General features: G+C 71.1%; 14 protein-coding genes. 6 read left to right on the top strand and 8 right to left on the bottom strand.

The window, feature by feature from the left end; genetic code table 11:
• Window positions 1-6 precede the first annotated feature (6 nt).
• On the top strand, window positions 7-735 hold the full coding sequence (locus AW270_RS29260) for an acetoacetate decarboxylase family protein (protein ID WP_061299347.1): 729 nt from the start codon (window positions 7-9) through the stop codon (window positions 733-735).
• On the opposite strand, the gene AW270_RS29255 is transcribed toward AW270_RS29260, so the two are convergent.
• The 6 genes from AW270_RS29255 to AW270_RS41920 form a co-directional block, all read right to left on the bottom strand.
• Complete coding sequence (locus tag AW270_RS29255) at window positions 736-1617, bottom strand: glycosyltransferase family 2 protein (protein WP_061299346.1); 882 nt, start codon at window positions 1615-1617, stop codon at window positions 736-738.
• 149 nt (window positions 1618-1766) lie between these two features.
• Window positions 1767-2525, bottom strand: a complete 759-nt coding sequence (locus tag AW270_RS29250) for a CDP-alcohol phosphatidyltransferase family protein (protein ID WP_061299345.1) — start codon at window positions 2523-2525, stop codon at window positions 1767-1769.
• Window positions 2503-3543, bottom strand: coding sequence for an iron-containing alcohol dehydrogenase family protein (locus AW270_RS29245; protein ID WP_061299471.1), 1041 nt, complete (start codon window positions 3541-3543; stop codon window positions 2503-2505). Before AW270_RS29245 ends, AW270_RS29250 begins: the two co-directional genes overlap by 23 nt.
• Before the next feature lie 29 nt (window positions 3544-3572).
• Window positions 3573-4304 carry a phosphocholine cytidylyltransferase family protein gene (locus tag AW270_RS29240; RefSeq protein ID WP_061299344.1) on the bottom strand — a complete coding sequence of 244 codons (732 nt, stop codon included), beginning with the start codon at window positions 4302-4304 and terminating at the stop codon, window positions 3573-3575.
• 93 nt (window positions 4305-4397) lie between these two features.
• The gene (locus tag AW270_RS41925) at window positions 4398-5021 is read right to left on the bottom strand and encodes a DUF5941 domain-containing protein (RefSeq protein ID WP_061299343.1); all 624 of its coding nucleotides are present in this window, start codon (window positions 5019-5021) and stop codon (window positions 4398-4400) included.
• A gap of 10 nt (window positions 5022-5031) precedes the next feature.
• On the bottom strand, window positions 5032-6450 hold the full coding sequence (locus tag AW270_RS41920; RefSeq protein ID WP_275477784.1) for a CDP-alcohol phosphatidyltransferase family protein: 1419 nt from the start codon (window positions 6448-6450) through the stop codon (window positions 5032-5034).
• 105 nt (window positions 6451-6555) lie between these two features.
• Here AW270_RS41920 and AW270_RS29225 point away from each other — a divergent pair, with 105 nt between their 5' ends.
• Both AW270_RS29225 and AW270_RS29220 read left to right on the top strand, forming a co-directional pair.
• Window positions 6556-7950, top strand: a complete 1395-nt coding sequence (locus tag AW270_RS29225) for a bifunctional cytidylyltransferase/SDR family oxidoreductase (RefSeq protein WP_061299470.1) — start codon at window positions 6556-6558, stop codon at window positions 7948-7950.
• A 9-nt stretch (window positions 7951-7959) separates the two neighbouring features.
• Complete coding sequence (locus tag AW270_RS29220; protein WP_061299341.1) at window positions 7960-9651, top strand: CDP-glycerol glycerophosphotransferase family protein; 1692 nt, start codon at window positions 7960-7962, stop codon at window positions 9649-9651.
• Here the strand turns inward: AW270_RS29220 and AW270_RS29215 are convergent.
• Entirely contained in the window at window positions 9631-10647 is a 1017-nt protein-coding gene (locus AW270_RS29215; RefSeq protein ID WP_061299340.1) for a glycosyltransferase family 2 protein, read from the bottom strand. The genes AW270_RS29220 and AW270_RS29215 overlap by 21 nt on opposite strands.
• Before the next feature lie 58 nt (window positions 10648-10705).
• On the opposite strand from AW270_RS29215, the gene AW270_RS29210 reads away from it, so the two are divergent.
• Window positions 10706-12187 (top strand): LCP family protein, encoded by a 1482-nt coding sequence (locus tag AW270_RS29210; protein WP_245674908.1) that lies wholly within the window; start codon window positions 10706-10708, stop codon window positions 12185-12187.
• On the opposite strand, the gene AW270_RS29205 is transcribed toward AW270_RS29210, so the two are convergent.
• A complete protein-coding gene (locus tag AW270_RS29205) occupies window positions 12178-12747 on the bottom strand; it encodes a dihydrofolate reductase family protein (protein WP_061299468.1) in 570 nt (189 codons plus the stop codon). The two genes, AW270_RS29210 and AW270_RS29205, sit on opposite strands and share 10 nt — an antisense overlap.
• Before the next feature lie 78 nt (window positions 12748-12825).
• Here AW270_RS29205 and AW270_RS29200 point away from each other — a divergent pair, with 78 nt between their 5' ends.
• On the top strand, window positions 12826-13389 hold the full coding sequence (locus AW270_RS29200; RefSeq protein ID WP_061299339.1) for a TetR/AcrR family transcriptional regulator: 564 nt from the start codon (window positions 12826-12828) through the stop codon (window positions 13387-13389).
• 107 nt (window positions 13390-13496) lie between these two features.
• Window positions 13497-13700: helix-turn-helix domain-containing protein (locus AW270_RS38100; RefSeq protein ID WP_157522790.1), on the top strand; the 204-nt coding region annotated here is incomplete at its 3' end.

Below are 13700 nucleotides of genomic sequence, written 5' to 3'. Positions count from 1 at the left end.
GGGGTTATGGCTAGCCATCTCATCCAGGGCCGCCGGGTGGACCTTCCGGTGGAGGTCAGGGACGCGACGGCGGGCGCGGCGACCTATCTCGTCCGGGCCGACGCGGCTCGGGCGGTCATCGCCTACTCGGGCCTCGACGTGACCGAGATCCTCCCGGGCAAGGCGCTGTGCACGCTCCTCTTCGCCGACTACAAGGACTCCGACCTGGGGTCCTACCACGAGTTCGGGGTCGTCTTCTGGGTCCGTCCTCCGGAGGCCGGGCCGCCGCCCCGCCGGTCGGCGCGGGCGGGGGTGCTCGACATCAGGGCCAGCGGGTCGGCCGCGTTCGTCCACTGGCTGCCGGTCGACCAGACGTTCACGCTGGAGGCGGGCCGGGTGATCTGGGGCTTCCCGAAGGAACTGGCCGACATCGACGTCCGGCAGAGCACGCCCTACAAGCGCTGCGTGCTGCGCAAGGACGGGCGGCTCGTGCTCGACATCCTGCTCCGCCCCGGCGTGCCGGTGCCGAACGCGGGGCTGCCGGCGCTGGAGGCGTTCGCGCAGCGCGACGGCGCGACCCGGCGCACCGGCTGGAGCGTGAAGGCGAGCGGGGTGCGGGCCCGGCCGGGCGGCGCGCTGATCCGGCTGGGCAACCACCCGATCGCCAAGGAGCTCAGCGAACTCGGGCTGCCCAAGCGCGCGCTGGGGTCGATGACCGCCGCCCACGTCGCCATGAGCTTCGGAGAGGCGTTCTAGCTAGACGATCGGGGGGCGGCCGAGCATGAGCATGTGCCAGGCCGTCCGCCACGCCATCGGGCGGCGTTCGCCCGCCGACTCGCGCCAGCCCTCGGCGAAGCCGCGGAACCAGGCGCGCAGCGCGAACGGCGAGCGGTCGCGCAGCAGCGTCAGCAGCATCCAGTTGCCGAGGTAGAGCAGCACCAGCGGCCACGGCAGGTTGCGCCGGGCCAGCCAGACGCGGTTGCGTGCGTTGAGCCGGTAGAAGTCGGCGTGGCGGGTCGGCAGCACGAGCGGGTGGAACATGACCGTCTCGGCGTCGTATTCGATCCGGTAGCCCTCGCCGAGCAGCCGCCAGGCCAGGTCGGTCTCCTCGTGGGCGTAGAAGAACTTCTCCGGCAGGCCGCCGACCTGGAGGAACGCCGACCGCCTGATGGCGCAGGCGCCGCCCAGGAAGGTCGTGACGGGCGAGCTCCGCTCGGGGTCGCCGGCCCGCAGCCGGGGCACGTGGCGGCGCTGCACGACCCCGCCGTCGGGGTCCATCACCCGGAAGGAGATGACGGCCAGGTCGGGCTCGGCCGCGAAGCGCTCGCGGACGTGGGAGGCGACCTTGTCGTTGGCGTACCAGCCGTCGTCGTCGAGGAACAGCACGACGTCGCCCGAGCACTCCTGCGTCCCCCGGTTGCGTCCTTCGGGGATGCCGACGTTGTGGTCGAGGCGCACGGTCTTCACCACGGCGGAGGAGCCGGGCGGCGGGGCCACGCCCAGCGGCGGCACGTCGACGCCGTTGCCGACCACGACGACCTCGATATCCCCGTCAACCTGCGTCAACGCCGACTCGACGGCGCGGTCGAGCTCCGGGATGCGGTTACCCATCGTGAGAATGACACAGGAAATCTTCATGCGTCATCGCCCCGGCGCGAGGTGGGAGACACACGATTTCATGATCACCGAGTCTTTTTGGGCGGGCAAATCCGGACTAAGCGTATCGGAACCAGCGGCGAACACCCACCAAACACGAAGTGTCCGGAGAAGAGAGATCGCCGCAAAACTCAAGCGAGCCGCCGTGAGGCGAGAATGCTCACCAAGTGCAGAATAAGTTGCACACCGGCAATGATCGCGCACGCCACGACAAGAATGCGCGTCGCCGGGAACCAGAAGTCGAGCACGGCCGCGACCACCACGATGAGTGACAGCTCCACCGCCTGGATCACCCGGTGGAACCGCAGCGCCGCCGCCGCCCGCCGGGCCAGCGCCAGCTTGCGCGACTGGAACTGGGTGGCCGAGACCTCGGTCGCCGCGACCAGCCCCGACCGGGCCCGCGCGACGTCGACCAGGTCGGTCTCCGACTTGATCAGGATCGCGCCCAGAGCGGCGGCGAACCCGAGCACGGTGTACCAGTCGGGCCACGTCTCGGAGGCCCGGAAGCCCAGGCCGATGAGGATGGCGGCCTCGGCGAAGTAGTGGCCCACCCGGTCGAGGTAGACCCCGGTGAGGGAGGTGCGGCCGGTCCACCGGGCGAGCTCGCCGTCGGAGCAGTCGAGCAGCAGGTAGACCTGCACCAGGATCGCCGCCAGCACGGCGGCGGCCAGCCCCGGCAGCACCAGCACCGCGCCCGCGGCCACCCCGGTCACGATCATCAGACCGGTGACCTGGTTGGGGGTGATGGGGGTGCGGGCCAGCGCCCAGGTGACGTAGATGGACAGTTTGCGCATGTAGAGCAGGCCGGCCCAGTGTTCACCGTTGCGGCGCTCCAGGGTCATCTCGGGCTGCGCCTTGGCGCGTACCTCAGCGACCGACGGCGTGGACATAACCCTCAACTCGATCACGGATCTCGGACTCGGACAGGCGCAGGTGTTCCAGGATGGTGAACCGCCCCGGGCGGGTCGACGGGGCCAGCATGACCGCCTCGACGAACTGGTCGGCGGTCAGGCCGATGTCGCCGTGGGTCAGCGGCAGGTCGTGCCCGCGCAGGCACTCGACGACCTGGCCGAACCGCGCCTCGTCCGCCCGCAGGTAGTAGCAGAAGGCGGCGCCGATCCCGGCCAGCTCACCGTGGTTGGAGGTCCCGGGGAAGAGCTGGTCCACGGCATGCATGATTTCATGATCGCCGCCGCTGGTCGGCCGGCTTGACCCGGCGATGACCATCGACATGCCGGAAAGAATCAAAGCCTCGGCCAAGACGGTCAGGAACGCGTCGGACTCGACGGAGTCGCGCCTGCCGATGATGGCCTCGGCGGCCGTCCGCGCCATCGAGCAGGCCAGCCCGTCGATCGGCTCACCGCGCTCGGCGTTGCCGAGCTGCCAGTCCTCGATCGCCGACAGGTTGCTGATCACGTCGCCGACCCCCGAGCGCACCAGCGCCTGCGGGGCGTCGTGGACGAAGTCGAGGTCGATCATGATGGCCAGCGGCATCGGCACGCCGAACGAGCCCTTGCCGCCCTCGTGGGTGAGGGAGGCCACCGGCGAGCAGATGCCGTCGTGGGCCAGGTTGGTCGCCACGGCGACCATGGGGATCCCGGCCAGCGAGGCGGCGTACTTGGTGACGTCGATGGTCCGGCCGCCGCCGATGCCCACCAGCGCCTCGTAGGCGCCCTTGCGCAGGTCGGCGCCGAGGGCGACGGCCGCGTCGACCGAGCCGTCGGGCACCCGGAAGACCTCGGCGTCGCCGAGGGAGGGGGCGATGACCTTGGTGATGCGGTCGCCGAGGCCCGCGCCGACGGCCACCGCGACCCGGCCGGAGGTCGCCACCCGGCTGTCGGACAGCAGCGACCCGAGCTGCGCGATGGCGCCCCGGCGTACTTCCATCGTGATGGGGGCGGGGAGCATCCTCGCCAGGATCGGCATGTGCCCCCCTCTCAGTAGGTGGTGGCGATGGTGCGGGCCTTGGCGAGGTCGTCGTGGTTGTCGACCTCGACCCAGCGCACGTCTCCGATCGGGGCGACGTGGATGGCCTCGCCGCGCTCGACCATCTCCTGGTAGCCGTCTTCGTAGTAGAGCTGGGGGTCGCGCTCGAAGGTGGTACGCAGCGCGTCGGCCAGGCGTTCGGCGGCGCCCGGCCGGATGAGGGTCGCGCCGATGTACTCGCCGTAGGCCTCGGAGGGCTCCATCAGCTTGGTGATGCGCTTGAGGTCGTCGCCCGCGAGGGTGACTTTCATCTCCTCGTCGCCCAGCGTCTTCACGTCGTCGACCGCGAGCAGGATGTCGCTGGTCTCGGGGGCGTTCAGCAGGGTGTGCTCGACCGAGACGGGGTGGACGGTGTCGCCGTTCACCAGCAGCACGCCGTGGGAGAAGTAGTCACGGGCGCACCACAGCGAATAGGCGTTGTTCCACTCTTCGGCCTTGTCGTTGAAGACCAGCGTCAGGTTCACCCCGTGGCGCTCCTCAAGGGCCGCCTTGCGGTCGACGACGGCCTGCGCCTGGTAGCCCACGATCACCACGACCTCGCGGAGGTCCACCGCGGCGAGGTTGCCCAGGGCGATGTCCAGGATCGTCGTCTCCCCGTCGACCGGCACCAGCGCCTTGGGCAGAGTGTCGGTGTAGGGCCTTAGACGGCGGCCGGCTCCGGCGGCCAGCACCATTCCCAGCAACGTGCGCTCCTTGGGGTCGAACTGCGTGTAACCCCACAGGTTAGTTGCCAACCGGACCCGAACGTGTAATCCGCTTGAGGGCTAATGTTCAGATTAATCTTGGATGCCGAGATTGGCGGCCTCTGTCCCGGTACGCGGGGCGGCCAGCCAGCAGGTCAGGCTCTCCCAGCCGAACATCCCCCACAGGTAGACGGCCAGCAGCACGAACACCGCCGCGACGCCGTCGAACCAGGCCCCGGCGGCGACCACGAGCATCCGGCCCTCCCAGCCGAGCCCGGCCGCCGCGAGCCACGCGGGCGGATAGACGTGCTGGCGGACCCGGTAGACCAGGTCGTAATGGTGGAAGAGGATAGCGCCGAGCAGCAGGAAGATGATCACCGGGGGCACCCCGTGGGCGAAGCCGACCATGGCCACGAAGCCGTATTCGGTGACGCGCAGGATCGGCGGCACCAGCCAGTCGAGCCGCCCGTCGTGCCGGTGGGAGGAGCCGGGCCCGGCCAGCAGCAGCGCGACCGCCGGGGCGAAGACCGCCGGGCCGTCGGTGCCGGCGATGCCGAGGACCAGCAGCACGCCGGTCACGACCATGCCCACCAGGGCCGGCGGCAGCGGCGGGATCTGGCCGGAGACCATCGTGCCCATCGCGCCGGAGAGCGGGCCGTCGTCGCGGTAGGCGACCACGTGCCCGGCGGGCACCGGCGAAAGGTGAACCGTCGTCACGGCAGTGTCCTCACAATGACCTCGCGATCCGTCCGGTGAGCGTGTAGAGGGCGGCGATGCCGCCCCAGACCAGCAGGGCGACGAACGTGACGTGGGCGTTGAAGAACGCGGCCGTGATCGCGATGAGCGCCATGCGCTCGCCGATCGGCAGCACCACGATCCTCTTGGCCCAGCGGGTGACCGCGCCCTTCTCGAACCTCCCGGCCAGCCGCACCAGCCCGACGCCGTCGGCGGCCACCGCCACAGTGCCGCTGGGGGTCCGGTAGGCCGAACCCACCTTGGCGGCGTCGGCGACCGCACCGGCGTACGAGAAATCGATCATGTGCCGGACGGCCTGCAGCAGCATCGCGGCGACCGCCAGGGCCCAGATGCCGTCGGGCCCGGTGAGCCCGCCCACCGCTCCCCCGGAGTAGCCGATGGCCAGCCCGACGTACACCACGTACTCCTTGACCCGGTCGAACGTCGCGTCGAGCCAGGCCCCCATCGGGGAGAACTGCCGGGTGTAGCGGGCGAGCTGCCCGTCGACGCAGTCGAGCACGAACGACAGGTAGAGCGCGACCGCCCCGGCGAGCTGGGCGGCGCGGGTCCCGCTGGAGAACCAGATCGCGGCCATCAGGGCCAGCCCGACCGAGATGCCGGTCACCCCGTTGGGCGTCAGCCGCAGCCAGGCCGCCGCCTTCACGACGTGGCGCGACCAGGTGCTGACGGCGTAGGTGGCGAAGAAGCCGTCGTCCTGCTTGACGGCGGCGTCGAGGCGGGCGCGCTCCTCGTCGACCGCGCCGAGACGGCCGAACGCGGCGTCGGCGGCCTCCTGCCCGGCCACCCGTTCGGCGTGGAGCCGCCCCAGCGGCACCGCCGCGACCCGGACGCCCGAGCGCACCAGCCCGGCCAGCAGCAGGTCGGCCGCCTCGTCGTCGCGGGCGCCGCCGAGCAGGTCGTCGCGGGCCAGGTCGCTCAGCTCGGCCGCGACCGAGGCCAGCGCGCGCAGATCGGCCGCGCCGACCTGGAGCACGCCCCGGAAGGTCGCGTTGGCCCCGACGAGCTGGTGGAAGGAGTTCCCGGCGGCCACGACGCGGTCGTCCTCGGCCCGGACCGGGCTCGGGCCGGGCCCGTCGGGGCCGACCAGCGCGCCGGTGCCGCGCCCCGGGTAGGCGAGCAGTCCGGCGATGGCCTGGGTGTGGGCGACCACGTCACCTGAGATGATGGCCAGCGGCGCGGAGCCGGCCCTGGCCACGACGGCGATCTCCCTGAGGTCCTCGGCGAGGTCGCCGCCCGCGCGCCCGACCACTCTGACCGCGACCGGAATAGAGGTGAGCTGCTCGGTGAGCCGTCCGAGCACGGTGCCCCCGTCGCAGACCAGCCGGGCCGCAGGGGTGTTGGCGAGCACGACCGCCACGGTCTGCGTGACCGTGTCGGGCTGAACCTGCATGTCAGACCCCATTTCGCTCGACGCCCGCCGTAACCCGAAAAGTAACCGAGTGATCACTAATGGGCAATCACCCCGGCGGGTATGGTGCGGGCGGGGAGGATCAAGATGATCGAATCACGGTTGCGCACGGTCGGTGTCGTCCTGGCCGGAGGCGTCGGCCAGCGGGTCGGGCTGAACACGCCGAAGCAGCTCCTCAAGATCGCTGGCCGGACCATCCTGGAGCACACCCTGTCCGTCTTCGACGGTCACCCCGACATCGACGAGGTCGTCGTGCTGATGACCCCCGGGTTCGGCGACGAGGTGCGGGCGCTCGTGGAGCGTAACGGTTTCACGAAGGTCAGCAAGGTGATCGACGGAGGTTCGAGCCGGACCGAGTCGACCTGGCGAGCCCTTTCCGCCCTGGGTGACGAGGAATGTGACGTCCTGCTCCACGACGCCGTGCGGCCCCTGATCGAGCCGCGCATCATCGCCGAGTGCGTGCGGAAGCTCCAGGAGTTCCAGGCGGTCGACGTCGCGATCCCGTCGAGCGACACCGTGGTGGTGGCGGTCCCCGGGCCGTCCGGCGAGATCATCCGGGACATCCCCGACCGCGCCTGGCTGCGGCGCGGGCAGACCCCGCAGTGCTTCCGGCTGTCGGTGATCCGCGACGCCTACCGGCGCGCCCTGGCCGACCCCGACTTCGACAGGCGGCCCGCCACCGACGACTGCGGCGTGATGCTGCGCTACCGGCCCGACGTGCCGATCTCGATCGTGCCCGGCAGCGAGCACAACATGAAGGTGACCCACCCGGTCGACGTCTACATCGCCGACAAGCTGTTCCAGCTCGCCGCCGCCACCCCGCCCGAGCCGCAGCCCGGCCTCGACCTCACCGGCAGGGTGGTGGTCGTCTTCGGCGGCTCCTACGGCATCGGCGCCGACGTCGCCGAGCTCGCGGGCAAGCACGGCGCCGACACCCACGTCTTCTCCCGCACCCGCGGCGGGGTCCCGGTGCAGGACGCCGCCGCCGTGGCCGAGGCCCTTCACGGGGTGTACGCCGCCACCGGCCGCATCGACTACGTCGTCAACACCGCCGCCGTGCTCCACATGGGCAAGCTGGCCGACACCGGCCTCACGACCGTCGAGGAGGCCGTCGGGGTCAACTACCTGGGCCCGGTCAACGTGGCCAGGGCGGCGTTCAAGTACCTCGCCGAGTCGCGCGGCCACCTGCTGCTCTACACCTCCTCCTCCTACACGCGCGGCCGGGCCGACTACAGCCTCTACTCCTCCACCAAGGCCGCCGTCGTCAACCTGACCCAGGCGCTGGCCGACGAGTGGGCGCCCCACGGCATCCGGGTCAACTGCGTGAACCCCGAACGCACCGCCACGCCGATGCGGCAGCGCGCGTTCGGCGACGAGCCGCCCACGTCCCTGCTGTCTCCGTACGCCGTGGCGCAGACCAGCATCGATGTGCTGGTGTCGCCTTTGACCGGACAGGTGATCGATGTGCGACTGACGGGGTAACCCTCCCCTATGGGGAAGAAAGTCCTGGTCACCGGCGTTGTGCTGGGCTCGTATCCGGTGCTGGCGGCGGCGGCGCTCGCCCCGGCGCCGTGGGTGTTCGCGGCGGCGGTGCTGGTGTCGTACACAGCGGAACTGGCGCTGCCGAAGGCGGCGGCCGACCAGCTCAGCCGGGTGCACCTGGGGGTGACGGTCCGGTTCCTGGCCAGGGAGATGGCGGCGGTGCTGCTGCTGGCCCGGCTCGGGCTGCCGTTCGCGGCGCTGGCGGGCGGGCTGTTCGTCTTCCACGCGATGCGCGCGACCCAGACCGGGCTGGCGCTGCTCCTGCACCGGTGGCACCACCTGCGGCCGGTCGAGTCGCGCAACCTCGCGGTCACCCTGCCGAAGCCGCCGCCGGAGTCGCTGCTCGGCCAGCGCGGCACCCGGCTGCTCTACTTCGACGTCCCGCCGGTCGTGCTGGCCGCGCTCTCCGGGCTGACCGGGGTGGCCTGGCCGGCCGACGCCGGGACGGCGGTGACGCTCGCGGGCATGGCGGCGGTGACGGCCGTGCTCGGGCTGCGACTGCGGCGGGCCGCGCCGGTGGCCGACCGGCGGCGGGTCGCGCACCTGGTCGACGAGCGGGTCAGGGCCTACGACCCCGAGGTCATCCTGTACTTCTCCGGATCGGCCAACGCCGTCTACCAGGCGTCGATGTGGCTGCCCGTGCTGGAGGCGCTGCCCCGGCGGGCGATCGTGGTGCTGCGCGAACGGCCGCTGCTGAAGGCGCTGGCCCCGACGTCGCTGCCGGTGCTGTGCATCCCGTCGGCCGTCGACATGATGAACTTCCGCGGGCTCGACAGCGCCCGGGTGGCGCTGTTCGCCTCCAACGTCGGCAACAACATCCACATGCTCCGGGTGCCGGGGGTGGTGAGCGTGTTCGTCGGCCACGGCGACAGCGACAAGGAGGCGTCGTTCAATCCGTACACGAAGGTCTATGACCAGGTCTGGGTGGCCGGACCGGCCGGTCGCGACCGCTACCGGCGGGCCGGTGTCGGGGTGCGCGACGAGGCGATCGTCGAAGTGGGCCGGCCGCAGCTGGCCGGGATCAGCGAGAAGGGGCCGCGCACGCGGTCGGTGCTCTACGCGCCCACGTGGGAGGGCTGGACCGAGGACCTGTTCCACAGCTCGGTGGCCACGATGGGGCCCCATCTGGTCGACGCGCTGCTCGCCGAGGGGGTCAGGGTCGTCTACAAGCCCCACCCGCTGACCGGGCACCGCTCGATGGCGGTCCGCCGCGCGCACGGCGCGATCGTCGACCGGCTGCGCCGCGAACACCCCGACGGGGGCGCGGTGGTCATGGGCCCGGCCCCGAGCCTGTACGACTGCTTCAACGACGCCGACCTGCTCATCAGCGACATCTCCAGTGTGGTCGCCGACTTCATGGCCTCGGGCAAGCCCTATGTCGTCACCAACGTGGCCGACCGGGAGCGCGCCGAGTTCGTCGCCCGCTATCCGTCGGCCGGGGCCGCCTACCTGCTGTCGAAGGACCTGCGGGAGCTCCCCGGGATCCTGGCCCAGCTCTCGAAGGACCCGGGCGAGGACGAACTCGCCGACGCCCGCCTCGGCCTGCGCGACTACCTGCTCGGCGACGGCGAACCGATGGCCCGGTTCGCCGCGGCCGTCGACGAGGCCTACCGGCAGGGGCTAGTGAAACAGGTCCTGTAACCCGACCGTCTCGGACTTCTTGCGCAGCCGCTTCGGGCTGGTGATGAAGCCGGTGCCCCACGACAGGTGCATGGTGGCGTAGACGACCGGGAGGCGCAGCAGCGCGGCCGGTTCGAGGTCCTTGCCGGTCAGCACCGAACCGGCGGCGATGGCCAGCACGTAGCCCACCGGCACGACGAAGGCGGGCGGCCAGAAGAACCCGGCGACGAGCCCGAGCACGATCGCCGTGACGGCGATCGGCGGCGCGAGGTAGCGCAGGTTGATGGTGCCGGAATGGGTCCGGGCCACGACCCGGCGCCACCGGCCGTAGTGGAAGTACTGGCTGGCCAGCGCCCGGACGGTCGCGCGCGGCCGGTAGGAGACCCGCATGCGCGGCTGGAACCACACCAGGCCGCCGGTCTCCCGGATGCGGTGGTTCATCTCCCAGTCCTGCGCGCGCTGGAAGTGTTCGTCGTAGCCGCCGACCCGCTCAAGGGCGGTGCGCCGGAAGACGCCCAGATAGACGGTGTCGGCCGGGCCGCCCTCGCCGCCGACGTGGAACGCGGCGTTGCCGACCCCGATCTTCGAGGTCATCGCCCGCGCGACCGCCTTCTCGAACGGCGAGACGCCCTCGGCGGCCATGATGCCGCCGACGTTGTCGGCGCCGGTCTCCTGGAGGGTCTCCACGGCGGTGCGCACGTAGTCTCTGGGCAGCATGGCGTGGCCGTCGCAGCGGGCCACCACCTCGCCCTTGGAGGCGTTGATCGCGGCGTTGAGCGCATGAGGGGTGCGACCCGTCGGGTTGGGCACCAGGGTCACCCGGGAGTCGGCCGCGGCGATCGACTCGGCGACTTCTTGGGTCCGGTCACGGGAGGGCCCGACGGCCAGGACGACGTCGATCGGGCCCGCATAGTCCTGGTCGAGGACCTGCTGGACCGCTTCGCGTAGATGCCGTTCTTCGTTGAGCACCGGCATGATGACGGAGACCGCGGGGGGCGCGTCGAGGAAGGGGTTCATGGCTGCGCTCACGCTACTGTACGAGGGGGCGTGGACGGCAACCTCAAAGGGGGAGCGCGTGGAGGACTCGGGTGTTCACGTGGGCGGGGACGCCTACGGAGGGGTCCGAGTAGCAGCACCCCGCCGGGGCCGCCGCCACCGCCGGGCGAGCATGCGGTCGATCATGCTGACCGGCGCCCTGTCGGGTCTGGTCCTGGTCGGCTCGGGCTTCGCGTGGGCGCTGCCCAACTACGTGTCCGGCCACATCACCTCGGTCGACGCCGGCACCGCCGGATCGGCCGCCCGCGGCGCGATGAACATCCTCCTGGTGGGCGTCGACAAGCGCGACAACCTGTCCCGCCGCCAGCAGAACCAGCTCCACCTCGGCCGCGAGGTCGGCCAGCGGACCGACACGATGATGGTCGTCCACGTGTCGGAGGACCACAAGAAGGTGACAGTGGTCTCGCTCCCGCGTGACACGTGGACCGAGATCCCCGGCCAGGGCACCCACAAGATCAACAGCGCCTACCAGTTCGGCGGCGCGAAGCTCGCCGTCCGGACCGTGCAGGCCGCCACCGGCATGCGGATCAACCACTACGTCGAGGTCAACGTGCTGGGCTTCATCGACGTGGTCGACTCGATCGGCGGCGTCACGGTCTGCACACCCGTCCCCATCAACGACGACAAGACCAAGCTCGTCCTGACGGCCGGGACCCACAACCTCGACGGCATCAACGCCCTCGCCTACGCCCGGACCCGGGCCACCGCCCGCTCCGACCTCGACCGCATCGACCGCCAGCAGCAGGTCATCTCGGCCATGCTCCAGCAGGCCCTCAGCGGCGGCACGCTCGCCAACCCGGTCAAGCTGAGCGCGCTGGTCAACTCCAGCCTGCGCACCCTCACCGTCGACAGCGAGCTGTCCGACAACATGCTCGGCCTGGCCACCCAGCTCAAAGACGTGTCGACCGACGACGTGTCGTTCGCGACCGTGCCGATCGCCGACGTCAACTACACGACGCCGACCGGTGAGTCGGCGGTGCTGTGGGACAAGACGGCCGCCGCCGACATGTTCCGCCGCATCGACAACGACGAAGACCTCGCCAAGCCGGCCAAGCCGTCGCCGTCGGCCAAGCCCTCGACCACGGCCTCGCCCACCCCGACGCTGAGCCGCTCGACCCCGCTGTCGGTGCCGCCGAACCGCATCCAGATCCGCGTCCTCAACGGCACTCTTCAGACCGGTCTCGGCGCCCGCACCCGCGACGCCCTGCTCGCCGCCGGTTTCCTGGTCCCCCAGACGGCCGGCGACACCGCCCGCCGCGACTACACCGACACCTTCGTCCGCTACGCCGCGGGCCGCGAGGACTCGGCCAAGACCGTCGCCGCCGCCCTCCCGGGCGCGGAGATGCGCCAGGCCGACGTCGAGGGCATCGAGGTCATCATCGGGACCAAGCACAACAAGGTCGAGAAGGTCACCGTGCCGACCTCCACCCCGACCCCGTCGGCGGCGGCCACCCCGGCGGCCCGCACGGCGACCCAGAACATCTGCAAGCCTCAGCCGTGAACATATTCGCTGACCACCACGCCTGACTCGTAGGGCGTGGTGCGCTCCAGGCGGAAGGTGCGGGGGGCGTAGGGGGCGGCGAACAGCGGGACGCCGTCCTGGAGGACGACCGGGTTGACCTTGAGGACCAGCCGGTCGATCTCGTCGATCAGGGCACTGGCGAGCAGGCCGCCGCCGCAGAGCCAGATGCCGGCGCCCTCCTCCTTCTTGAGGCGTCTGACCACCTCCACCGGGTCCTCGCCGGTGAGGGTGATGCCGTCGGGGACGTCCTGCTCGCTGCGGGTGCGGGAGAAGACGTACTGGCGGGTGTGCGGGTAGGGGTCGCGGGTGTGGGCGAAGCCGGCGGCGTAGGTGTTCCAGCCCATCAGCGTGGTGTCGAACCGCGATCCGTCGGCGGTGAGGCCGAGCATCCGCAGGCCGACCTCCGGCAGGGTGTCGCGGTAGTCCCGCTTGATCATCTCGATGTGGTCGCCCTCGACCGGGAAGGCCGAGAAGTCGTCGGCCGGGCCGGAGATCCGGCCGTCGAGCGACACCGCGACGTAGTAGGTCAGTTCTCGCATGCGCTTCTCCATCCACAGCACCTGTAGTGATTGACTCGAAACTACTACATGTGTCGTGGTTGCGCTACTCTCTTTCCCATGGCGCGGAACGCGGGGAGACGGGCGGAGCTGGCCGACGCCGGCATCAGGGTGCTGGCGCGGGAGGGGTCGCGGGGGCTGACCCATCGGGCGGTCGACGCCGAGTGCGGCGCGCCGACCGGCACCGCGTCCAACTACTTCCGCTCCCGCGCCGAGCTGCTCGAAGGCCTGGTCGCCCGGATCGGCGAACGCTTCGCCCCGACGCCGGAGGTGCTGGCCGAGCTCGCCGCCCTGCCGCCCGGACGGGAGTCGTTCGCCCGTCACCTGCGTGACATCGTGCGCCGGTTGAGCGCCCACCCGGAGGTCACGCTGGCCTGGTTCGAGCTGCGGCTGGAGGCGGCGCGGCGGCCCGAGGTGGCCGACCTCATGCGGGGCGTCCTGCTGGAGGGGTTCCGCGCCGACGTCGCCTACAACGAGGCGGCCGGGCTGCCGGGCGGGGCGGCGGAGATCGCGCTGTTCCACTACGCCGTCGACGGGCTGCTGTTCGACCGGCTCACCGTCCCGATCGACCCCGGCACCCCGGCCGACGACGTGGTCGAGGCGCTGGTCGAAGGGCTGCTCTAGGTGTACTTGGCCGAGATCTTGGTGACACGTGGCCGCAGGTGATTGATCATGAAGAAGACCTCCGGGCGTAGTGGAGTTAGCCGCTTCACCCACGCACGGAGGTCTTGATGGGTCACGCTAACGCCCGGCTGACGTTTCACGGCAGATGCCTGCTGGTTCGCCGTGTCGTGTTCGACGGCCGACCTGTCGCGCACGTGGCCGCCGAACTGGGCGTCTCACGCCAATGCGCTCACCGATGGGTCCGCCGTTACCACCAGGAAGGCTGGCCCGGCCTGGAAGAACGGCGCAGCGGACCCCGCACCAGCCCCCGC

Source organism: Herbidospora cretacea, assembly GCF_001570605.1.
Lineage (GTDB): Bacteria > Actinomycetota > Actinomycetes > Streptosporangiales > Streptosporangiaceae > Herbidospora > Herbidospora cretacea.
Note: the sequence above shows the minus strand (reverse complement) of the source record. Positions and strands in the feature narration are given on the sequence as shown.

Coding starts and splice junctions, on each gene's coding strand:
- AW270_RS29260 (WP_061299347.1), top strand. CDS start 7: ATGGCTAGCCATCTCATCCAGGGCCGCCGGGTGGACCTTCCGGTGGAG.
- AW270_RS29255 (WP_061299346.1), bottom strand. CDS start 1,617: ATGAAGATTTCCTGTGTCATTCTCACGATGGGTAACCGCATCCCGGAG.
- AW270_RS29250 (WP_061299345.1), bottom strand. CDS start 2,525: ATGTCCACGCCGTCGGTCGCTGAGGTACGCGCCAAGGCGCAGCCCGAG.
- AW270_RS29245 (WP_061299471.1), bottom strand. CDS start 3,543: ATGCTCCCCGCCCCCATCACGATGGAAGTACGCCGGGGCGCCATCGCG.
- AW270_RS41920 (WP_275477784.1), bottom strand. CDS start 6,450: ATGCAGGTTCAGCCCGACACGGTCACGCAGACCGTGGCGGTCGTGCTC.
- AW270_RS29225 (WP_061299470.1), top strand. CDS start 6,556: ATGATCGAATCACGGTTGCGCACGGTCGGTGTCGTCCTGGCCGGAGGC.
- AW270_RS29220 (WP_061299341.1), top strand. CDS start 7,960: ATGGGGAAGAAAGTCCTGGTCACCGGCGTTGTGCTGGGCTCGTATCCG.
- AW270_RS29215 (WP_061299340.1), bottom strand. CDS start 10,647: ATGAACCCCTTCCTCGACGCGCCCCCCGCGGTCTCCGTCATCATGCCG.
- AW270_RS29205 (WP_061299468.1), bottom strand. CDS start 12,747: ATGCGAGAACTGACCTACTACGTCGCGGTGTCGCTCGACGGCCGGATC.
- AW270_RS29200 (WP_061299339.1), top strand. CDS start 12,826: ATGGCGCGGAACGCGGGGAGACGGGCGGAGCTGGCCGACGCCGGCATC.